Annotated in this window: 17 protein-coding genes; 9 read left to right on the forward strand and 8 right to left on the reverse strand. The window is 40.7% G+C overall.

Translation table 11 applies throughout. The annotated features are described in order from the left end of the window. Nucleotides 1-74: 74 nt before the first annotated feature. From N6A79_RS03375 to N6A79_RS03395, 5 genes are all read left to right on the forward strand, one after another. Nucleotides 75-2,417: a Tex family protein gene (locus tag N6A79_RS03375; protein ID WP_326848766.1), complete on the forward strand. Its 2,343-nt coding sequence runs from the start codon at nt 75-77 to the stop codon at nt 2,415-2,417. A 199-nt stretch (nt 2,418-2,616) separates the two neighbouring features. Then, complete coding sequence (locus N6A79_RS03380) at nt 2,617-3,318, forward strand: ATP-binding protein (RefSeq protein WP_268546990.1); 702 nt, start codon at nt 2,617-2,619, stop codon at nt 3,316-3,318. Between the two features lie 437 nt (nt 3,319-3,755). Further along, nucleotides 3,756-6,170 carry a DNA topoisomerase (ATP-hydrolyzing) subunit B gene (gene gyrB, locus N6A79_RS03385; protein ID WP_410007250.1) on the forward strand — a complete coding sequence of 805 codons (2,415 nt, stop codon included), beginning with the start codon at nt 3,756-3,758 and terminating at the stop codon, nt 6,168-6,170. A 278-nt stretch (nt 6,171-6,448) separates the two neighbouring features. Continuing rightward, entirely contained in the window at nt 6,449-7,786 is a 1,338-nt protein-coding gene (locus N6A79_RS03390; RefSeq protein ID WP_182418906.1) for a hypothetical protein, read from the forward strand. Between the two features lie 142 nt (nt 7,787-7,928). Beyond that, the gene (locus N6A79_RS03395; protein WP_262079904.1) at nt 7,929-8,381 is read left to right on the forward strand and encodes an MliC family protein; all 453 of its coding nucleotides are present in this window, start codon (nt 7,929-7,931) and stop codon (nt 8,379-8,381) included. Between the two features lie 228 nt (nt 8,382-8,609). Here N6A79_RS03395 and N6A79_RS03400 read toward each other — a convergent pair whose 3' ends face one another. Next, nucleotides 8,610-9,104 (reverse strand): thermonuclease family protein, encoded by a 495-nt coding sequence (locus N6A79_RS03400; RefSeq protein WP_268546992.1) that lies wholly within the window; start codon nt 9,102-9,104, stop codon nt 8,610-8,612. A 252-nt stretch (nt 9,105-9,356) separates the two neighbouring features. Then, complete coding sequence (locus tag N6A79_RS03405) at nt 9,357-11,144, reverse strand: glucan ABC transporter ATP-binding protein/ permease (RefSeq protein ID WP_262099273.1); 1,788 nt, start codon at nt 11,142-11,144, stop codon at nt 9,357-9,359. Nucleotides 11,145-11,711: 567 nt separating this feature from the next. Between N6A79_RS03405 and N6A79_RS03410 the strand changes: the two genes are divergently transcribed. From N6A79_RS03410 to N6A79_RS03425, 4 genes are all read left to right on the forward strand, one after another. Further along, nucleotides 11,712-12,701, forward strand: coding sequence for an RluA family pseudouridine synthase (locus tag N6A79_RS03410; protein WP_268546994.1), 990 nt, complete (start codon nt 11,712-11,714; stop codon nt 12,699-12,701). Further along, entirely contained in the window at nt 12,701-13,375 is a 675-nt protein-coding gene (locus N6A79_RS03415) for an HAD-IA family hydrolase (protein ID WP_268546995.1), read from the forward strand. The genes N6A79_RS03410 and N6A79_RS03415 overlap by 1 nt, the downstream gene beginning before the upstream one ends. A gap of 61 nt (nt 13,376-13,436) precedes the next feature. Then, nucleotides 13,437-14,222 (forward strand): ATP12 family chaperone protein, encoded by a 786-nt coding sequence (locus N6A79_RS03420; protein WP_268546996.1) that lies wholly within the window; start codon nt 13,437-13,439, stop codon nt 14,220-14,222. A 167-nt stretch (nt 14,223-14,389) separates the two neighbouring features. Further along, nucleotides 14,390-15,430, forward strand: coding sequence for a zinc-dependent alcohol dehydrogenase family protein (locus N6A79_RS03425; RefSeq protein ID WP_268546997.1), 1,041 nt, complete (start codon nt 14,390-14,392; stop codon nt 15,428-15,430). A 396-nt stretch (nt 15,431-15,826) separates the two neighbouring features. Here N6A79_RS03425 and N6A79_RS03430 read toward each other — a convergent pair whose 3' ends face one another. The 6 genes from N6A79_RS03430 to N6A79_RS03455 all read right to left on the reverse strand — a co-directional run bounded on the left by N6A79_RS03430 (nt 15,827) and on the right by N6A79_RS03455 (nt 23,444). Beyond that, on the reverse strand, nt 15,827-16,456 hold the full coding sequence (locus tag N6A79_RS03430) for a hypothetical protein (protein WP_268546999.1): 630 nt from the start codon (nt 16,454-16,456) through the stop codon (nt 15,827-15,829). Between the two features lie 282 nt (nt 16,457-16,738). Then, the gene (locus N6A79_RS03435) at nt 16,739-17,173 is read right to left on the reverse strand and encodes a hypothetical protein (protein ID WP_268547000.1); all 435 of its coding nucleotides are present in this window, start codon (nt 17,171-17,173) and stop codon (nt 16,739-16,741) included. A 477-nt stretch (nt 17,174-17,650) separates the two neighbouring features. Then, on the reverse strand, nt 17,651-18,271 hold the full coding sequence (locus tag N6A79_RS03440) for a MarC family protein (RefSeq protein WP_268547001.1): 621 nt from the start codon (nt 18,269-18,271) through the stop codon (nt 17,651-17,653). Between the two features lie 98 nt (nt 18,272-18,369). Next, nucleotides 18,370-20,343 carry a Fe(3+)-hydroxamate ABC transporter permease FhuB gene (gene fhuB / locus N6A79_RS03445; RefSeq protein WP_268547002.1) on the reverse strand — a complete coding sequence of 658 codons (1,974 nt, stop codon included), beginning with the start codon at nt 20,341-20,343 and terminating at the stop codon, nt 18,370-18,372. Continuing rightward, complete coding sequence (locus tag N6A79_RS03450) at nt 20,330-21,238, reverse strand: ABC transporter substrate-binding protein (protein WP_268547003.1); 909 nt, start codon at nt 21,236-21,238, stop codon at nt 20,330-20,332. The genes fhuB and N6A79_RS03450 overlap by 14 nt, the downstream gene beginning before the upstream one ends. Nucleotides 21,239-21,308: 70 nt before the next feature. Further along, a complete protein-coding gene (locus N6A79_RS03455) occupies nt 21,309-23,444 on the reverse strand; it encodes a TonB-dependent siderophore receptor (RefSeq protein ID WP_268547005.1) in 2,136 nt (711 codons plus the stop codon). Between the last annotated feature and the right edge of the window lie 139 nt (nt 23,445-23,583).

Here is a 23,583-nt window from a genome sequence, read left to right on the forward strand (position 1 = left end):
AATTTCGAAATAAGATTTAAAAAGTGAATTAGTGTTTGATGACAATGAGTGTTTCGCAAAATAATAACCCAGCTATGAGTCAAGTATTTGATATCGCTAAAATTATTTCCACCGAAGTTAATGCCCGCCGTGAGCAAGTGGATGCTGCTATTGCATTGATTGATGAAGGAGCAACAATTCCCTTTATTGCGCGCTATCGTAAGGAAGTAACTGGTGGCCTTGATGATACGCAATTGCGTTTGCTTGGTGAGCGATTAACCTATTTGCGAGAGCTTGAAAGTCGCCGATCGACTATTTTACAAAGCATAGAGACACAAGGAAAGCTAACGGATGATTTGCGCAATAAGATTGCTGCCATCACCACTAAATCAGAGCTTGAAGATGTCTATCTGCCCTATAAGCCAAAACGCCGCACTAGGGCGCAAATTGCCCGCGAAAATGGTTTGGCGCCCCTAGTTGATGATATTTTTAATAACCGCGATAAATCACCAGAAGTTTTAGCGAAGTCCTATATTAATGATAAGGTTGCAGATATTAAATCTGCTCTTGAAGGTGCGCGCGATATTATTGCGGAAAATATGTCAGAAAATGCTGATCTATTAGGAATCTTACGCCAATATATGAAAGATCATAGTGTTCTTCATGCCCGTGTTGTTGATGGTAAGCAGAGTGACGGTGCAAAATTTGCCGATTATTTTGACCATAGTGAACGCTGGGCAACTGTGCCAGGCCACCGTGCTTTGGCAATGTTGCGCGGCCGCAATGAAGATATTCTAGCTCTTGATTTAGAACTTGATATTGATGATCTAGCACCAATAAAGCCAGCACAAAAACTAATTGCAAAAGCCTATGAAATCGGTTCAAACCTGCCGGGTGATTTATTCCTGATGGATGTTGCAGGTTGGGCTTGGCGGGTAAAACTGTCACTATCCTTAGGGCTAGATCTTATGCGCGAAATGCGTGAACGTGCAGACCAAGAAGCGATTGATGTTTTTGCCCGTAATTTAAAAGATTTGCTTTTGGCAGCTCCTGCCGGTTCGCGCACCACAATTGGGCTTGATCCGGGTATCCGTACAGGCGTTAAGGTTGCCGTTATTGACAAAACGGGCAAATTGCTTGAAACGGCAACTATTTATCCTTTCCAGCCTCGTAACGACATTAATGGTTCAAAAGCAGTGTTAGGCGCATTGATTATGCGTCATAAGGCGGAACTGATTGCCATTGGCAACGGCACTGGAAGCCGGGAAACAGAAAAGCTGGTTAATGACCTTCTTAAAGATGTACCAGAGCCTAAGCCAATTAAGGTTATTGTGTCAGAAGCTGGTGCATCGGTTTATTCCGCATCTGAACTTGCTGCGCGTGAATTTCCAGAGCTTGATGTGTCATTGCGCGGTGCAGTCTCTATCGCACGGCGTTTGCAAGACCCATTGGCAGAGCTTGTAAAAATTGAACCAAAATCCATCGGTGTTGGTCAGTATCAGCATGATGTTGACCAATTCCAATTGGCGCATTCGCTTGACGGGGTGGTTGAAGATGCGGTGAATGGTGTTGGTGTTGATCTAAATACCGCATCAGCTCCACTTCTTTCACGGGTTTCAGGTCTTGGCAAATCCTTGGCGGAAGCGGTCGTTGCCCACCGCGATCAAAACGGCCCATTTAAAAGCCGCAAAGGCTTGTTGGATGTAGCGCGCCTTGGTGCAAAAGCATTCGAACAATGCGCTGGTTTTTTGCGTATTCGTGATGGCAGTGAACCGCTTGATGCATCTAGCGTGCACCCCGAAGCCTATGATGTGGCACGTAAAATTGTAGCATCTTGTGGGCGTGATGTCCGTGATCTTATGGGCGATAGTGCAGCGTTAAAAAATATTGATCCGCGTGAATTTGTGTCAGGGCGTTTTGGTTTGCCAACTATTCGCGATATCTTGTCAGAACTAGAAAAACCGGGACGCGATCCGCGCCCAGAGTTTAAAACCGCAAGCTTTACCGATGGTATTGAAGATATCAAGGATTTAAAAGTTGGTATGGAGCTTGAAGGTACGGTTACCAATGTCGCTGCCTTTGGTGCTTTTGTTGATATTGGCGTACATCAAGATGGCCTCGTGCATATTTCTGAAATTGCCGATCGGTTTGTTAAAGACCCTCATGAAGTGGTTAAGGCTGGCGATATTGTTAAGGTCAAGGTTTTGGAAGTGGATGCACCACGCAAGCGCATTTCGCTTTCTATGCGTAAAGAAAATCCAGGTAGCGGTGCTGCGCAATCGCGTAATAATCATAGCCAAAGCAACCAAGCTGCGCCACGTCAAGCCAATGCGAATAACCAAGGCAAAGCTAAAGCAAATCGCGCTAAGCCGCAAGAAAGTGCTAGCGGCGGCGCATTTGGTGCAGCACTCCTTGATGCCATGAAACGCAAGAAATAGTCTATGCGGATATTTTACTGCCATAATCTTCGTTTTAACGACTATGGCAGTATTTTTGTGTAAAGGTTTTGCAACGATACGCAGCTAAATAAATAAGCCAAAGGCGATGCGGTTATAATTGGCATTTAACGCAATTAAAGCTCGTTTTATATGTACAAGTTGAACTTATATGCTCTATCAGGTCATGAGTGAGGCCACGATGTCAAACGATAAAACCAAATATGCCGCAGATTCCATTAAGCTTTTAAATGCCGGTGATGCTGTACGTGGACGCTCCAGCATGTATATTGGTGATATTCATGATGGTTCGGGGCTGCATCAAATGATTTACGAAGTCGTTGATAATGCAATGGAGGAAGCCTTTATTGGTTATGTTGACTTATTGACCGTGACGCTTAATGGCGATGGTTCATGCACCATTACGGATAATGGTCGTGCTATTCCTACAGATATAGATGCGGGACAAGGCGTGTCTAAAGCAGAGATTATTATGACGCAAATGCATGCAGGTCGTAGGCCGGATTACAATATACAGACCGATGGTATTGACGAGTCAGCTGGTCGTTGGCATGGTTTAAATTTTAATGTCATTAACGCGTTATCTGCCTATTTAAAACTAAGCATTAAGAGCGCTGGTAAAATTCATGAAATGACTTTCACCAATGGTGTGGCGGATGCGCCATTGGCAGTTGTTGGCGATGCTGGGGATGAAACTGGAATAACAATTCGTTTTTTGCCAAGCGCTGAAGTTTTTACCAAGGTTGATTTTGATTTTGATAGGCTTAAGCGGCACCTGCGAGAACTTGCATTATTGAATTGCGGCGTTCATATCTTGCTTGAAGATTACCGCTACGTAGATCCTCGTACTGAGGAATTCTATTTTCCAAAAAGCAAGATATAAATATTTTGCCACCCCTTTTTCTAAAGTTGGAAAGTATGGTGGGAATGTTCTTTAAAGCTTTTACCGCTCTTTGCTCGATTTCAAAATGTATAAAAAAATATTGCTCTGCTAATTTAATGTTTTTTGTTAAATTTAGGCAATATCCACGTAAAAAAAACGGCATTTATTTGGAAAATCAACGCATTTGCCTTATATATATTAGATTAGATTTTCTCGATTCGGATTTAAATATGTGATTGATTATAAATTTCAATGATTGATATTTAATCCTCAACTTTACGCGTTTGGAAAGTGTATTTATTTGCAAGGGGAAGCTCTTGCATTTTTGGTGTGCGGCAAAAATAGCAAAGGTAATTGTTTATCTTGTATTTTGTTGACAAACTTACACATTCCAATCTGCGGTTTTTAAAATGGATCAGTTCATGAGTGACGCAACAATGCCAGAGAATAACGCCGAATATGGCGCGGATTCAATCAAGGTTTTAAAAGGCCTTGATGCGGTGCGTAAACGCCCCGGCATGTATATTGGTGATACCGATGATGGTTCGGGTTTACACCATATGGTGTATGAAGTTGTTGATAATGCGATTGATGAGGCCTTGGCTGGTTATGCAGACTTGGTGACTGTAACGCTTAACGCCGATGGTTCTTGTACCGTAACCGACAATGGACGCGGTATTCCAACCGATATTCACACTGGTGAAGGTGTTTCTGCTGCTGAAGTTATTATGACGCAATTGCATGCCGGTGGTAAATTTGACCAAAATTCCTATAAGGTTTCTGGTGGTTTGCATGGTGTTGGTGTTTCCGTTGTTAATGCTTTGTCGGTTTATTTGAAGCTAAGCATTAAGCGTGCAGGTAAAATTCATGAAATGACCTTTACCCACGGCGTTGCAGATGGGCCATTGGCAATTGTAGGGGACGCGGGCGAAGCTACTGGTACGGCTGTAACTTTTTTACCAAGTACTGAAACTTTTACCAAAGTTGAGTTTGATTTTGATACGCTTGAGCGCCGGTTGCGCGAACTTGCATTTTTGAATTCAGGTGTACGTATTTTCCTTGCAGACCGCCGACACGCGGATCATCGTGAAGAGGAATTGCATTATGATGGTGGTTTGATTGAGTTTGTAAAGTATATCGATCAGACAAAAACACCTTTGATTAGCGAGCCAATTTATATTAGCAGTGAAAAAGACGGTATGACCGTGGAAGTTGCTATGTGGTGGAATAATTCTTACCACGAAAAGGTTTTGTGCTTTACCAATAATATTCCTCAGCGTGATGGTGGTACCCATTTGGCTGGTTTCCGTGGTGCTTTAACCCGTCAGGTGAATGGCTATGCCGAAAGTTCTGGCATTGCTAAACGAGAAAAAGTGCAGCTTACTGGTGATGATTGCCGCGAAGGCTTAACGGCTGTTTTGTCGGTTAAGGTACCAGATCCTAAGTTTTCATCGCAAACCAAGGATAAGTTGGTTTCGTCAGAAGTTCGTCCTGTTGTTGAAAGCCTTGTTAATGAGGCTTTGGCAAGTTGGCTTGAAGAACATCCAACCGAAGCCAAAATATTAATCGGTAAGGTGGTTGAGGCTGCGGCAGCACGTGAAGCTGCTCGTAAAGCACGTGAGCTAACCCGCCGTAAAGGTGCGCTCGATATTTCGTCATTGCCTGGTAAGCTTGCCGATTGCCAAGAACGTGATCCAGCCAAATCTGAAATCTTCATTGTTGAGGGTGACTCAGCTGGTGGTTCTGCTAAAAGCGGTCGTTCGCGTAAAAATCAGGCTATTTTACCATTGCGTGGTAAGATTTTGAACGTTGAACGCGCACGGTTTGACCGTATGTTGTCATCAGATATGATTGGAACGCTAATCACTGCCCTTGGTACGTCTATTGGTAAGGACGAATTTAACGCCGATAAATTACGCTATCACAAAATCATTATCATGACCGATGCGGACGTTGATGGTGCGCATATTCGTACTTTGTTGCTGACGTTTTTCTTCAGGCAGATGCCTGAACTTATTGAACGTGGTAATATTTATATCGCGCAGCCGCCGCTTTATAAGGTAACGCGCGGTAAATCATCACAATACATCAAAAATGAGTCAGCATTTGAAGAATTTTTGATTGATTCAGGACTCGATGAATGTTCATTGGAATTGCATTCCGGTGAAGTGCGCCGAGGCCAAGATTTGCGTCAATTGGCTGAAGAAGCCCGTCAATTGCGTCAATATTTAAATGGTTTACATACGCGCTATGACCGCTCTGTTGTTGAGCAAGCAGCCATTGCCGGGGTTCTTAATCCTGATGCGGTTGCCAATAATGAGCTTGCACAAATTGCCGCCGATAAGGTAGCAAGCCGTCTTGATCTTATTGCTGAAGATATGGAGCGCGGTTGGAGCGGCCATGTTATGGATGATGGTGGCTTGCGCTTTGAGCGTACCTTGCGCGGTGTTAAGGATGTCGCCTTTGTTGATATGGCGCTTATTGGCTCGGCTGATGCACGTCAGATTAATCGCTTTTCAACCCAATTGAATGAAGTTTATGGCGAACCAGCAAAGCTTTCGCGTAAAGATAAGGTTGAAACTGTTACGAGTGCTAATAATTTGCTTGAAAGTATTTTTGCAAGTGGTCGCAAAGGGCTTTCCTTGCAGCGCTATAAAGGACTTGGTGAAATGAATGCCGAGCAATTATGGGAAACAACCCTTGATCCTGATGCACGCACTTTATTGCAAGTTAAGGTGAGTGATGCGACTGAAGCAGATTCACTATTTTCGCGTTTGATGGGCGATGAGGTAGAACCGCGCCGCGATTTTATTCAAGAAAATGCCCTTAATGTTGCAAATCTTGATGTTTAAGATTTTACTATTTCGATAATTTTAGCGCTGGTTGAGGTTCTCGTCCGGCGCTTTTTTATGGGATGAAGTAAAGTCTTTTGTAATTGCGGTTAATTTTTTTTAAAAAATTCTATGATTTCGGTCATCATAAAGAAGGCGTTTTTATCTTTTAAAGACTAAAAGCAGGATATTAGCATTTATTTTTATATAAATGCTGATCGGTTAAGGCAGTTTTAACATAAAACCTGCACCTATAGGGAATTCATATTTTTAATTAGATGGGGCATGGCTCAATTACAATGGTTGATTCTAGGTTTAAGAGTTTTTTTGCAGCGAAGCGCTTTATCGTTCAAGCAGTATTAGTTATAGGGCTAGGTCTTGCGGCCCAAACAGCAATTGCACAAAAAAGCGAACATTTGTTTGAAACCCTTCGGTTGTCACCGCAGCAGACCGAAATTTTTGGTTTAGAGCGCAAGGTTTTTGATTTTAAAAGCCCAAAGCTCAATTTTGAAACGATTGTGCCAAAAGGTGCTCAAATAACCCTTAACCCTTACGAGGATCAAGTTGTAGAGGAGGGGCAAATCGGTCGTGTTCTTCCGCTTGGTAAGGCTATTTTTAACCTAGACGGCGTGGAAATTGAAGATAATATATTTTCCTATAAACTACGCTATGCACCTGCTGCCTTACGCACATGCCAGTGGCAGATGCAGAATGATGAGTATTTCATTTTTCACTCGGTGGCTAAGGATAAGTTAGCCGAAGCTGAACTTTTTGGTGTACAGTTTAAAGGTGAGAAAAAAGTACCAACCAAGGCAGAATTTGGTTATTGCTATGCGCGTGGCGATGTTTTAATTGCCCATTTTTTCTCGACACCGCTAGTTGGAAGTGTTCAGCAACAAAGCGCATCAATTGTTAGTTTGCGCAAGGTTGTTTCTTATTTTGCGTCAAATATCCTAATGGCTGATGGCAGGCCAAACTCTATTGACGAAGATTTAATGCAGAGTTTGGCAGTTGATCTTGATGGAGAAACCTTAGTATTGACCTACCCTAAAGGTTTTACATTGGTAGTGGATAATTCTAAGCGTAAGATATTACCTTACGAGGTACATCTTATCCAAAAATTGCAAAATGACGAGATGTTTAGCCATTTATTGCTATGGATTAATAAAGCCAGTGAACCTGAAAGCGAAGAAAGTTTTCGGCGCCAAGCGGATATTTTTGCAGAAATTTACCTCTCATCGCAATTGCGTGTAAATAAGGGGCAAATTAATAGTACAGAGCAAAATGGCGAAGCAACTTCAAATGATGCAGCAATAACACCTGCAGCCGAAGCAAATAATGTTGCAGAAAACGTAAAATATGAATTTATTGGGCGTAATTCTATTCCTGGTTTTGCTGAGGCAGGGATTATGGCGCGCTCCTATCAATATAAGATTATCGATAAAAATAATCCCGACCATCCAACATTGTTTTTTGTTTCCGTTATTGGCTACAAGGACAAAACTTATGTTCTTTATTATCATAGTTTAAGGGGTGGTATTTCAAAAGCAAGTGAGTATTTTACTGGTCTTGCTGGTGATATTGCTTATGATAGTATTCGTGAATCCATTTACAATTATCTTGTAGGGTTAAAATAATAGTCGATAAAAAAAGCGAGCTGGTTGATTAAAGTCATATCGTGGATTGTTTAGATTAATTGATATGTGTTTTGATTGTTTTTGCAATTAAATATGTCATAGTTTTTTTGTGTAACCCTTTTATCAACCGCGAGGAAAGTTTATGAAATTACATTCCATTGTAGCAATAGCTTTATTTTCTTTAACAGGAAGCGCTTTGGCTGAAAGTGTGTCAGTTACTATGCCCGGGATATCAGTATCTGTCCCTGCTGATGATGCGGCTGCAAATGTTTCAGTGGGCGCACCATCTGGTTTTGCCATTTCTGTGACTGGAAGCGATGACTTTTCGTCGGAAAAAGTAAAATATAAGTGCGGCGATCAAGATGTGGTAGCAACTTATATCAATGCGAATGATATCTCCCTTGTGCAGCTTGATTTTAGCGATAAAACGATTGTTGCTGCTAATGTCCTTGCTGCCAGTGGTGCTAAATATGCTGGGGATCAATTTATCTGGTGGGAAGATCAAGGCGAAGTGAGCCTTTATAATATCATTGATGATCCAGAGCAGAAAAAGCCAATTGCGTGCCTTGAGGATGCAAATGAAACAGGCGAGTAAATTGTTTCTAATAGGCTAATGTCTTTTATAAAACGACTTTGTTCAATTTTGAGTAAAGTCGTTTTTACATTATTTATAAGTTTGTATTTACCCCTTAAAGATTTTAGTGTTTTTCCAATTAAAGAAAGAGCTTTTTTGCTTTTAAAACAATATCTTATTTTAAGATATTTTATTAATGGTTAAAATAATGTTAAAGTAAATTATTATTTTATTAAGTTTTGGTTTCTTTTAATTGATTTTATTAGATTTTTTATTCCATCGCCACTGCCAAGGCTCTAAAAAACTTCCTGCCCATATTCCTGATTTTTTCTGTTTGGCTTTTTCTTGGGCATTGCTATAATATCCTTGTGAGTAGCGGGGCCAATCAAGCGCATGGCCATTGGAAACCATGTAGTCGCCAAGATCTCTATTGTCAGCTCTCACACATTTAGCAACAAAACGCTTATATCTATCCTTATATTGTACATTACATTGTATAGGTTGCGATTTATCAAGCCAATCAGCTAAAGCAAAGGATGCCTTTTGCCCACAACGGTAATTTTGGCCTTTATTATCTATACATAATTGCTTGCTTTCAGGGGCATCAATTCCCCATATGCGAATGCGCGTGTTGTGAATAATAATGGTGTCGCCATCAATGACAAATGCGCGTCCAGTTATAATATCATCTGCAAATGTTGGGGAACTTAACAGTAAAAATAATGAACAGAGAAAAAGACGCATAATGCAGCTCGACCTAACTGAATAATGCCGAACAATTACACTTATTGATATATATGTATATAATAAAATATTAAATTACAGAATTTTTGATTGAAAGAAATTTTTAGCCTTGTAATAAGGAAATTTAATGCCAGTTAAATTAAAAATTTTGAACTGAATCATTTAAATAGCTCTACAAAAAAGGGAGCTCTGAGGCTCCCTTTTTTGAAATAATTTTGAATGTCGGCTTTAATTTGCTTGAGGGGAAAAATTTTAAGCAACTTCGCGGTTTGGAAACTTTGTAACATTGCCCGAATAATTATCTGGCATTTCTTGTTCTATAGTCAAGCCGCCCGCACGTAGTAATTGGGTGAAGCGACCACCTTTTAGTGAAAGCTCGCGGAACGAGCCTTGTTCAATAATGCGTCCCTGATCCATGAAAAGAACAAGATCAGCATTGCGTACAGTTGATAGGCGGTGAGCAATCACAAAAGTTGTGCGGTCACGGCTAACCTGATCAATTGCATCTTTAACTTTAGCTTCGGTTTCAACGTCTAAGGCACTTGTTGCTTCATCAAGTACCAAAATAGGTGCATTCTTTAAAACAGCGCGGGCAATTGCAAGGCGTTGACGTTCACCACCTGAAAGACGTGAGCCACGCTCACCAACTTTAGCCTGATAGCCATTGCCCTTTACCAAAATAAAATCATGGGCAGCAGCGCTTTTAGCGGCATCTTCAATTTCTTTAACGCTAGCACCTTGCTTACCAATACCGATGTTTTCAAGGATTGAACGATTAAATAGCCCAGCATCTTGGAAAACAGTGGCAAGACATTTACGCAATGAATCGCGTGATATTTTACGCGTATCAGTACCATCGATAGAAATATTACCAACAGCTGGATCATATACCCGTTGTAAAAGGTTGATCAAAGTGGTTTTACCTGCCCCTGTTGGACCAACGATGGCAACGGTCTGTCCAGCTTTTGCTTCAAAGCAAACATCATAAACGCCCTGGCCTGAATTCGCAAATTCGAAGGTTACATGATCAAACTTAACGAAGCCTTTTACATTTTCCAATGCTGGCAAATTTTGTGGTTCAGCTTGTGCAATAGTTGAATCTTCCATTTCATAGAATTCATCAAGCTTAGCGCGTGAAGATACCGCAAGGTTGATAAAGGCAGTGATTTGGTCAAGACGACCAATCATCAATTGTGCAAAGCCAACAAAGGCAACAACATTGCCAACAACCATTTGGCCGCGTGATACAAGTACTGCGCCAAGTAGAAGTACAACTACCATAGAAATAGTGGACGCCATACGATTTAAGCCACTTGCTAAAGCCCACCAATTTAAAACGGGATATTGGGCGCCAAGTAAACTCTCAGTATGCTGACGCAATGCTTTAGATTCTGCTTGAATGCGGTTATAGCCCTGAACAACCGATACGTTGGAGATTGAATCTGAAACATGTTCAAATAATGTATGGTGGTGATGTTCAATAGCTTCTTGGCCATCCTTGGTCTTTTTCATAACCAAGCGCGCAATCATCACATATACAACGCCGAGCACAGCAAGCACCATAGTCAAACGCCAATCCATTGATAACGCAGTTGGTACCAACATAACTAGAACAACAATAGTTGAAAGATGTTGGCGCATAAATTCAAGCCAAATGGCAGAAAGTGAATCTGTTGCGCGAATAAGTGTATGCAAAGCGCTAGAGGTACCGCGCCCCTGATGCCAAGATAGCGGCATAGCAATGATGCGCTCATAGGATTTGGTTAAAGTATCAAGGCGTAAGCGATGAGCCAAGCGGTCGGCTCCGCGCGCAACGAGTACATAAGCAACAATATTAAAAATACCAAAGCCAACCCATAGGCTAAGATTGGTGAAAACATCACCCTTATCAGCAATAGCACCGATGATGCGGCCAAACAAAATAGGTTCGGCGATAACAATTATCGACAAAATCACATTGGCTAGACAAATCGATATAGCCGATTTTTTTTCTCCGCCAAGATAGGAAAGCGCACGCATATAAGTTTGAAATATTGACACGGTATTCGTGCTCCATAAAATATAGCTAGAAATTAAATTCTCTTTGCCTTATTTCATGCCCTAATGACTAATATGTGTCAGGGAAAGCCACTTTTGGAATCGCATTGTAACCAGTCGTGATAATTAGTTTTTTTTAAAATGTTAAAATTTATTTAAAAAAAACTATCGATCGAACAGAAAGTTCTCGAATTTTTAAAATTAGTGGGATGATGAAACTTTATCATTTTGATAACATATTGTTATTTAGTGATTTTTATTGTTTTAGTCGCGTGCTAATGTGCTTAACTAATCGATTTAAATGCAAATTTAGCTAGATGAAAAGTACGGTTTTGTTCTTGAAATCGGTAAGGCATGGATACAATTAAAAACAAAATGTGATTTATAAGTTTTCACCAAACTATCAGGATGACGGTGCTTTTTGATGGATAGGCGTTACTTTGATGATGGTGATTCTAGAAAATTTAGCTAAAAGATGCGGAAAAGCAAATATATATTGCATTTGATAGTGGTAATATTGCATTAAGGTGCAAAGAAGATACGACTGCCATTGGGCAAGGAGATAAGCGCATGACCGGACAGAAAACGGTTGAGTTAAAAACTGTTGAAAATGATGAAGCGGGCATGCGGCTTGATCGTTGGTTTAAGGTTCATTATCCTGGCTTGGGTTTTGGTGCGTTGCAAAAGCTTTTGCGTTCTGGGCAAATCCGCTTGGATGGCGGGCGGGTTAAATCTGACACCCGTCTTAATGCTGGGCAAACCATGCGTGTGCCGCCATTAAGTGTTGACGAAAAAGCCTCTGGCCCGTTAACTGGTAAAACCATACGCGGCCAAAATGATGGCGATGTTTTAGCGCAAATGCTCATTTATGAAGATCCAAAGGTTTATGTATTTAATAAACCATCTGGACTTGCAGTGCAGGGCGGCTCAGGTGTTGCACGCCATATTGATGGCATGCTTGAGGCTTGGCGCAATAAAAAGGGTGAAAAGCCACGCCTTGTTCACCGTATTGACCGTGATACCTCTGGGGTTTTGGTTGTTGCCCGTACACGTAGTGCCGCTCAAAGCTTAACGGCGGCTTTTCGTGAGCGTGAAACTAAGAAGACCTATTGGGCGATTGTGCGTGGTGTGCCACGCCGCCGCCAAGATAAAATTTCAACTTGGCTGGTGCGTGAAACAACTCCCGATGGCGACCGTATGCGGGTTTGCGAACATGGCGAGCCTGATTCCGATCACGCGGTTTCTTATTACCGAGTTATTGAAACGGTAGGCCGCGATATTTCATGGTTGGAGATGGAGCCGTTTACGGGGCGTACGCACCAATTGCGGGTGCATGCAGCTTTTATGGATAATCCGATTTTAGGCGATTCAAAATATTTTTATGCGGATCAAAATTGGGTTTTCCCAGGTGGTATTCAAAACCGGTTGCATCTTCATGCGCGCCGTATTCGTATTCCAAATCCTGCTGGTGGCATGATTGACGTTAGCGCGCCATTGCCACCCCATATGGTACAGACATTCAATCTTCTTGGGCTTGATGAAGAAGATGGTAATGAATAATGCCAAATGATTTACGCCTTGTGCTTTTTGATTGTGATGGCACTTTAATTGACAGTTTCTCAACCATCAAAAATTGCATGGTGAATGCTTTTGAGGATTTTAATTTTCCTGTACCAAGTGATGCAGCAATAAAATCGATCATTGGTCTGTCGCTGCCAATTGCTATTACAAGATTGGCGCAAGGGGTTGATTTGTCTAGTAATGTAACAGTTCCAGCCGATGAGATGACGGCTTGTTACAAACAGCATTTTAGTCGCTTGCGCGATGACAATCGGGTATATGAACCCCTATATGCAGGTATTGGTGATTTGCTAAAACAACTGTCATCAATGGATAATATTATCCTTGGCATGGTAACTGGCAAATCACGGCGCGGCGTTGATATGGTGATGGCTGAGCAAGGATTTGATTGCTTTGTTGCTAGCCGCTGCGCCGATGAATGTCCGTCAAAGCCGCATCCTGCGATGGTGCTTGAATGTTGCGATGAAACTGGTGTTACACCAGATTGCACCCTTGTTGTTGGCGATGCAATTTATGATATGCAAATGGCAAAGGCAGCAGGCGCCAAAGCTATAGGTGTTGACTGGGGCTATCACAAGGCTGAGCAATTGTTAAAGGCTGGTGCAGATTCATTGTTGAAGCAACCATTGGACTTGCTGAAATTGCTATCATAAAAATAGTACTTTTGATATAAAGTGCTTATGAGCTAGATGACCAAAATATAGGAATAAAATTATGCGTAATGTTTTCACCGACATAGAGCCTTGGGATGATGAAAAAGACCCGATGGTATCAGCTCAGGAAAAAATGAAACATAAATTACCCAAGCGTTTTTATGAAAAAGCTGAAAGCTTGGCAAGCGAAAATGGCGTTGAAATACGTCTTGACGGTCGTTCGGTGAAAACGCCCGCCCGTAAAATTTTAGAGCTTCCAAACCAAGCATTAGCAGATTTAATTGCGCAAGAATTTAATGCGCAGGTTGATGTGATCGATCCAGCAAAAATGCCAATCACTCGTCTTGCCAATACGGTTATCGATGGCATAGCCGAAGATAGTGAGCCAGTCGTTGAAGATCTATTACGTTTTGGTCTTTCTGATTTACTTTTTTACCGTGCATCTGCGCCAGTAGAATTGGTGGAGCGGCAACAAAAATTATGGGATCCTATACTTGATTGGGCTGAAACACGCTTAACAACGCGCTTTACCTTAGGCGAGGGGGTGATGTTTATTCCCCAGTCTGATAATTCAAGTTGGGCAATTCGCAGCTATTTACAAAATTATTTTGCTAAGCCTTTCGAATTGGCGGCTCTTCATATGTTAACAACCTTGTCTGGCTCGGCATTGATTGCTTTCGCGGTAAATGATGGTCATTTAACTGTCGAAGATGGTTGGAGGATTGCACATCTAGATGAAGATTGGACCAATGAGCAATGGGGTAAGGATGAAGAAGCGATGATGCGGCGCTCTAACCGAGAAGCCGAATTTTATGCTGCATCTGCAGTGCTTACGGCATTAAAATAAAATCTGACTTTAGGGACCTTTTGTATTAGAGCTTTTTTTAGAAAAGTGTGAAGCGGTTTTCGGCCAAAAACGCGGTGTAAACAATGGATTAGAGCGCCGATCTGATCTAATCAGATCGAAATGCGCTCTAATTTTAAAAGTTCAATAAGTTTTGGGGGGAGAAATTTATGAAAGCTATTTTTTATGATGCTTTTATGCAAAGGCCACAAATAGCCAATTTACCTGATCCAACACCACATGATAATAGTGTGGTTATCGCCGTTAAAGCAACGGGGGTTTGTCGCAGTGATTGGCATGGTTGGATGGGGCATGATAGCGATATTAAATTACCCCATGTGCCAGGGCATGAATTTGCTGGTGATATTGTTGCAGTTGGCAAAAATATCACTAGTTTTAAAGAGGGCGACCGTGTAACCGTGCCTTTTGTATCAGGCTGTGGTCATTGCAGTGAGTGCAATTCGGGCAATCAGCAAGTTTGCCCAAACCAGTTTCAACCCGGCTTTACCCATTGGGGCTCGTTCGCGCAATTTGTTGAAATTGATTATGCGCAAACCAATCTTGTCCATTTACCAGACTCGGTTGATTATAGCACTGCAGCTAGCCTTGGCTGCCGCTTTGCCACATCATTTCGCGCCGTTGTTGATCAGGCGCGCTTAAAGCCGGGTGAGTGGATTGCCATTCATGGTGCTGGCGGTGTTGGCCTTTCAGCTATCATGATTGCAGCAAGTTTAGGCGCGCTGCCAATTGCTATTGATATTAGCGATGATAAGCTAGAATTTGCCAAGCAATGCGGTGCCATTGCAACGATTAATAGCACCAAAGTTGCCGATGTGAGTGAAGCAGTAAAGGATATAACCAAAGGTGGTGCTCATGTGTCAATTGATGCCTTAGGCAATCCTGTAACTTGTTTTAATTCAATTAAAAATTTGCGCCGCCGTGGTCGCCACGTGCAAGTTGGCTTAATGCTTGCCGACCATTCAACCCCTAAAATCCCAATGGCTGCAGTCATTGCTCATGAGCTTGAAATTTACGGTAGCCATGGTATGCAGGCTTGGCGCTATGATGCTATGCTAGATATGATTTTGGCTGGAACGATCAAGCCACAACAACTCATTGGTCAGTTTATCACCTTGGAACAAGGTATTGATGCTTTGGTGTCGATGGATAAGTCCACCAATATTGGGATGAGTATTATCAATAGTTTTTAATAAGCCTTTAAGATTAAGATTTTTGCTTTCACTGCCGTTTAGTTTGTTTGCTTCCGCGGAAGAAGCAGACCCTTAAGCTTGTTGGAATTGACAACTCGGAATATTACAACGTACAAAGGCTTATATGTCTTTTACGATTTTTTCGGCAATACAGCTTTAAGAATAATATTTTTGATGACACCGTATATAAGGAGAATAATGCATTAAGGATTATGCATCAATTACACTTATGTTGATTTATCTATCATTAGTTATCCGTATGGAAAATAATCATATTAGAACGCAATGAGCTCATACATCGCTTAAAATAAAAATGCGAGTGTAAAAGAACTGAAAAAGAATTAAATAAAAATGTAAATTATCAAAAAAAGAAAAGTTAATCTATCAATGCCCGTTTTATCCATCTAAAAACTTGCTATAATTCTTATGAACATACATATTTATGCCATCGCTTAAAAAATCACCTAAATTTATGTATTTATCTTCATCAAATATATTTGACGCTAACCTTAACGGTAAATCAATCGCTATATCTTTTTTAAGAAAAACGATATAATAATCTTCGAGCCGCGGAGCAATTTCGTAGGAAAGACAACCCCAGATAAATTTTTCATCCACGAAAATTGAGCTTGATACATCAATAAAGCTAAAAATATCAGTAGTGCGTATATTTCCACCTGCTACCGTATAATCAAAGTCATTATTAATATCTCCTATATTTATTCCATAATACTCTTGAAATGATAAATAAATTACATCATTACAATATGATAAATTATAATTAATATAAAAATCAAGCTCACAATCCATGATATTTTTCATAAAAACATCCTTATTCAATTCACTTAAATTATTTGGATATTCTATTGTGACCGTAGCTTTAGTTCTTCTTTTTTGTTGATATTTATAAAAAGTAAATTCTACATTAAATACTTTATATTTTCTTAATGTATTTAATGTATAGTTATAATAATCTTCAATCGAAGGGTTAGATGTTTTTATATGTAAAAAGTAATCTGTTGACATTCTACACTCATTTAAAAATTAAATAATAAATATTGGTAATTATATCGTGATGAAGGCAATTCCATTATATGAACGTTATTCATGTCAATTTATGCCACTATATATTTGTGCCGATTTAACTGAAGCGCAAATAGCAGATAAACTATTTATTTTTGAGCTGATTATATTATTATCTATTTTTATCTGTAAAATATTTTATGTTTAAATAGGTTTTTGCAGATATTAATATGCAAGCAAAGTTAACTATGGCTAACCATGCTTGCATATTAATATTTTAAAGCTCTAAGAAGTCGAGGTCGAGTCTTCTTTATTTTTAAGTGCCATAATGTAGAGTACCGTAACATAAGAAAAGCCAGCACCGAACCCTAGCCCAAAAGCCAAATGAGTGGCTGCTACATAATGCATTTGATAAAATTGCACGATTAATATTGCAAGGCCAAAAAATATAATAGTCAAAACTAAAAATATTAAGACATTGATGAAGCGTTTTTTTATAAGCCGTGTGGGATGGCCATTACAAGCAAATGATATCAAAAAGCTTATAATACCAACGGGTAAAATCATTATAGCATAGCAAAGCACTAAATATCTTGGAAGTAGATATAACGCATTGATAGCGATGGTTTGTAAAAAGTCCCCATAATCGCCTTGTTTTCCAGCCAACTCCCACAAGTCGTGGCTTGAAAGAACGGGAAAAAACGCCCAAATAATTGCCATAGAAATTGGCGAAAAAAATGTATTCCACAAGGTGAACCTAATTTGTTCTGACGTTAAGTTCATCAGCGTCCTCCAGTATAAGTTAACATATCAATGCTAGATTCCATATTTTTAATGTGTTGTTTTATAAAATAGCATTACATCAATATCAATATATGGATATAATTATTATAATCTAATTATTGATTTTGTAGAAGATTAATTTATATTTTTGCTATATATTATTTAAGAAATTAAGTTTACAGATTTTATTTTGATATTTCTATTGTTTCAGATTTTTTGTATATTAAGCTTAATAAATTTTTTTTGAATATTCTAATAATTTATATTGTTTTTCTGTCTTATTTAAGAATGATGATTGGCCGACTTTTAATAGTAAGGTTGGTTGGCTTGATTAAAAGTCGCGCCTTATTGTAATATCTTTAAGCAAAAAGATGGCAAAAATTTATGCTATGAAAAGCAATAGGATTTATAAAGTCATTGAAAAAACAGTGATTTTATACCATCGGCCACTAATTGTACCGCAAGGGCTGCGAGGAGTAGTCCAAACAAGCGTGTAACGATAGAGCGACCAGCAACACCAATTAAACGGTCAATTGCTGGTGAAAGGCGCATGAAAAAATAGCAGCATAGAACTGCGATAAAAAGCACGCCAAGGGTGATTGCCTTGCCGCTCCAGCCAGGATTATTGCCAGCCATCAAAATGGTTGCTGAAATAACGCCAGGGCCAGCAATCATTGGCATAGCAAGGGGAAATGCAGCAATATTGGTAATGTGATCCTTGGTAATAATGATTGCGGCGGTTTTTTCCTTACGTTCGGTGCGTTTTTCAAAAATCATTTCAAAGGCGATGAAAAACAGCAAAATACCACCAGCTATTCTAAAAGCACCAAGCGATATACCTAAGGTTGTGATGATTTGCGTACCAACAAGGGCAAAAAATGCCAATATCACAAAGGCAATTGTTGCAGCAATGATAGCCGTTTGCTTTTGTTCCTTACCATTCATGCCGACACTAAGCGACAAAAAGATTGGAATAAGACCGGGCGGATCGATCGTTACCAATAGGGTAATTAATGTATTTAGAATCTCAATCATTGCTACTTCGCTTAAATGCTTTGTGGTTTTTGTTATGCACTAAAATGCATAATGCATCTAGTTGAAATTTTAATTATATGCACTCGCAGAAATAATTTTTACAGTTTAGCATTTTTAGAGCGTTGCGATAAAATCAAGATAAGACAAAATCCACCAATCAGCGAAGCAAAAAGCCCGGGCGGTAAATTATAAGGAAACGCTATTATGCGTGATAGCCAATCAGTAATTGCCATAATGACTGCACCTAATAAAGCTGAGGCAATCATAAAACTGCGTGTTTCATTAATACCATAATAGCGCGCAATATGCGGAGCAATTAGCCCAACAAAGCTTAATGGCCCAATCATTAAAGAGCCTATCGCTGTTAAGCTTGTGGCGGTGAGAACAATTATCGCGCGTATCAAACCATTTGGAAGGCCTAAGCTACGCATTGCAACATCACCTAGCGGCAAAATGGTTATCCAACGGGATAGGGCAAATATAATGAAAAGAGCTACAACAAGTATAACGGTGGCAAAGGCAATTCCCCAGCTAGTTGCTTGCGTCGTTGTACCACTTAACCAGCCTAACAAAGCATAACCTTGTGGTGTGCCTGTCGCAATTAATGCGGTTAAGACAGAGCTTGCCATAGCGCCAAAACCAACGCCCGCTAAAAGTAATTTTTCAGAGCCGAATTGCCCACGCATTGCCAACAGCATAATAAATAGGATTGAAATAAATGCACCAACGGCAGCACCCATCCATTGTTGGGCAAGGCTTGGGCTTGCAATAGTTAATAAAACAAGGGCAAGACCGACGCCTGCGCCAAGACCAGTTCCTAATATTTCAGGGCTGGCGAGTGGATTAGCAGTGAGACGCTGCAATAATGCACCTGCTAGCGCAAGACATGCTCCCGAAATCATCGTAAAAAGTAGCCGCTCAAAGCGCAGATCAATAAAATCATAAAAAAGCGTGCAGGTTGCCACAAATATGCCTTGTGTCCCACGCCCTAAAGTCAAAGCAATGAGGGTGACCAACATCAAAATAATTACAAGTATAGCAATAAAGCTGAAAGGATGACGGGCGCGCCTAACAATGTCGCCAGTTTGACTGTTTGGCCATTCAAACATTCTTAATTTGGGTAGCATCCATAATAAAAGTGGGCCGCCCAGTAACGCCGTGGCTGCGCCAACGGGAATATCTGTATGAGTAAGGGTTTGAATTAAATATGTTACGCTGTCGGTTGCCCATAAAAGAATTGCGCCAATGATTGGAGATGCAATCATCATTTGTTTGAGTGATCTTGCTCCCGAAAGTCGCGCCAACGCAGGTCCGACCAAGCCGACAAAGCCTAATATGCCAACTTCTGCGATAATAAAGGCGGCTATCGACACGCTAATCATAATCACAAGCAATCGAATAGCTAAAAAGGAAACGCCAAGGCTTCGCATATTAGCATCATCAACATTAAATAATGTCAAAGGGCGTAATAGAAAACTCGCAATAATAGCGCCGATTATAACCTTCACCGATAGCCAAAGAAACGGTGTCCAACTTAATTGTTCCAGTGAGCCGCCACCCCAAACAAACAGAGAAAAAACATAATCACCATTGGCAAGAATAAGCGCAGTTGAAGCAGCTGTCGCGGTTAATGAAATAATCATTCCACTTAAAATAACCGATGCAGGCTCAAGTCGTCTTTTATGGTTCAGCAATAAGACCAATAAAATAGCACTAAATGCACCAATAAGTGCTAGCCATTCGCGGCTTAACCAAGTGGCAGGAATATATAAAATACCTAGCGTCATGGCAAGCTGCGCACCTGATGCGATGCCAAGAGTAGTTGGCTCAGCAAGGGGGTTGCGCAATATTTGTTGCAAAAGCAGCCCCGATAATGCAAGGCCAGCCCCGCAAATTAAAGCCATAGCGCTGCGGGGCAAAATCATATTAAGCGCAATTATATGCTGTAGTTTTTGCATATCTATATTGCCGGTTGCGCTATTCCAGGCATTTAAAAATTGCACTAAGGTAACGATCGCTGCAAAAATACCTAATGCAGACCAAAATATTATGATTTTTCTATTTTTCACCATCGGCCTCGAACCAGTGTTTTGCTAAAAGCGAGATAAAATGTTGTGCTGTTGGCAGGGCGCCAAAATGATTAAGTGGTGGCAAAAATAGAAAATGACCTTGTTTGATCGCTGGTAATTCATTCCATAATTTATTGTCAGGCAGTGCTTGGAGGGTTTGCTCTTCCGTGGGGCCAATGATGATAATTCCAGCATCAGGCTTTTGAGCTAATTTTTCAATGCCAATATGGGCATAGGCTGAATAGCTTGTATCGCTGCCCCAAGCATTATTCAAACCAATATCCTTGAAAGCTGCACCAAAAATACTATCATTACCAAATGCACGAAAATTGCGACCATTGCCAAGATTGATAATGAAATAGTCACGCCGTAATAATTTTGCAAATTGAATGCGCTTTTGTTGAATAAATGCGTCATAGTTCTTTATAAAATGTTGTGCCTTTTCAAAACAGCCAAGGTGTTGCCCTAACTCTAAGGTTGCTTTGGTAAGGGTTGGACGGGGTGAAAGACCCTGCCCAAAGACAATAGGCGCCCAAACTGGTGCAATTTTTTCCAATGTAGGGCGCTGATATTCATAAAAATTAGATGCGATAATGAGTTTGGGGGCTAAAATACGCAGGAGCTCATAATTAGGACTGCCACGCAAACCAATATCCGCTACGCTGTCTGGCATAGGCGGTTGAATTTGCATTTTTTTATATTGGCGCAATTCCGTTGCTGCTAGAGGTATTGTGCCAATGGCTAAGGCGGTTTCAAGCATAGCCCAGTCGATTATTGCAATATCGCAAAGGCAATATTGCAATGCAGCATTTTCTGCAATGCTATGGGTCATATTAAAATGGCTCGAAAAGAAAGCCGCGCAAGACAGCGATAAAAAGTGTCGGCGGCTTAATTCCATATTGTGTTTCCATATCATCGTGTTGAGGTAAAAGCGCTTTTTTTGTAGTCAATAAAGCGCTTATATTATCTTACCATTTCGTATGCATGCGTAAAAGGGTTTTACGACCCTCGCCATAGCTGCAAACAAAAATGCCTTGGCAACCTGATACATAGCCCTTGTTGAACAAGTTGGTGACATTAATATCGACGCCCCAATTATCTTTTTCATAACCAAGTTTTAAGTCGGCAAGAGTAACTGCTGGTACTTTAAGGGTGTTTTCTTCATCGGCAAAAGTTGAGCCAACATAGCGCACACCCCCGCCTAGGGTTAGACCTTCAAGCTTGCCACTGCTAATGCGATATTCTGTAAATAAGGCTGCTTGTTGTTCTGGAATAAGGTAAGGACGGTTGCCAATCAGGCTCGGTGTTGTTTCATCGTCCTTGATTTTGATCTTGGAGGTGGTGAAATTGCCAATGAGTTTCCATGATTGCGTAATATTGGCTTGTACTTCTAATTCAAAGCCGCGTGAATTGACTTTGCCAAGCTGGGTGCGCGCAAAACTTGACCCAGTTAAGGAATTTTCCTTGGTTAGGTCGAACAATGATGCAGTGATTAAGCCATCAAAGATTTGCGGACGGTACTTCATACCGATTTCATATTGCGTTCCGGTTTCAGGCTTGGCATAGCTGTTGTCAAAAAGCGTATCAATGATTGGATTAAAAAATGTTGCAACGCTAGCATAGGGTGTTAGCCCGTTGTCAAATTCATAACCAAGACCAGCACGACCAGACCAGCGTCCCGTATTATACTCATATTCAGGTAAGCCTTTGGCTTTGGTCCAAACATGGTCATAACGGCCATTTAAGGTTAAAATCCAACCTTCGCCAAATTCCATGCGGTCTTGGGCATAAATACCAAACTGGTTGCGAGTTAATTTTTGATCAATATAAGGATCCCACATTGGGCCCTGTGCTGCGCCATAAACAGGATTATAACCGTCAATAACAGTTGCGCTACCGGTTTGTTGCATTTGGTTGATTAAAAAATACCGGTATTCAGCCCCAAATAATAAATTATGAGTAATCGCTCCAGTATTTACACTGCCTTCAAGCATATTGTCGGCAACAAAAGTGTTTACTTCCGTATCATGTTTAAAATTTATACGTGCAACATTGGGATTATTTAAACTAGGCTGTGATAAAAACCCCTCATAGCCATATGCGTAAAGGCTATGTTCTTTAACATGGGCATAGCCATAACGTACATTTTGGCGGACAGTCCAATCATTGTCAAAGCGGTGCTCAAATTCATAGCCAATACTAGCCTGCTCTCGGTCATAAGAATCGACAGAGGGCTCGGTATAGTTGATAGTCCGCGGAATTTTGCCAAATTGTGTTGGCACCACCGTGCCATAATAAGGTAAGAAGCCACCGCCATCATGGGTTAAGTCTAAATGGGTGTAATTGCCTAAAATTGTAAGCCGCGTTGCTTCATCGGGTTTAAATTCAATGCTTGGAGAAATGACACCGCGAAATTCTTCCGCATGGTCGGTGTAATTATTGCCACCTTGAATTTTGCCATTAACACGATAGCTTAAAGTATCGGTAACTTTGTCACCCATGTCAAAACCAATATAGGCGTTACCATAGCTGTTTACGCCAATTTCAGTTTCGCGGATACGGTCAAATGTCGGGCGCTTGCTAATGTAGTTGACAATGCCGCCAGGGTTTGCGCCGCCATAAAGGGCTGCTACAGGTCCTTTTAATACTTCAATGCGCTCGATATTATAACTATCAATTAAAAAGCCACCAAAACCGTAGCTAAAGTTTTGCAAACCATCAAGATAGGTTCCAGTCTGGGTTGCATCAAAACCACGGATATATATCCAATTGGTATCATTATCGACGCCAAAAGGTTGGGCAAACACCCCGGCTGTATAGCGTAGCGCCTCGTCAAGCTTTTGTGCGCCAGTCGCATCCATTTGGTCGCGGCCAACAACCGAAACTGATTGAGGAATTTTACTAATATTCACAGACGCCTTTGAGCCTGTAGCGGTTACTTGGGGCACAAAACCATCGACTGGGCTTACGGCTGTATCATCATTATTTATAACTACGGTTTCTAGAGTAGTATTGGAATTTTGTTGGGCATTTGCATAAGTGTGGCTAAGCGATGTACTTGCTGCTAAAGCAAGTAAAAATGTAAACAGACGTGATGATGCCATTGATTGAAACCCTTTAGGCTATAAAATAACAATTGTTGATTTGAGTGTATAAAGCCGATTTAGGTGCTATAACTAGTATGGTTGCAACTGATTGCTAGACCGAACTAAATGGCAATATGAGAAATATGATTTTTTAATT

Origin of the sequence: Bartonella sp. HY761, assembly GCF_026743145.1 — a bacterium.
Taxonomy (GTDB): domain Bacteria; phylum Pseudomonadota; class Alphaproteobacteria; order Rhizobiales; family Rhizobiaceae; genus HY038.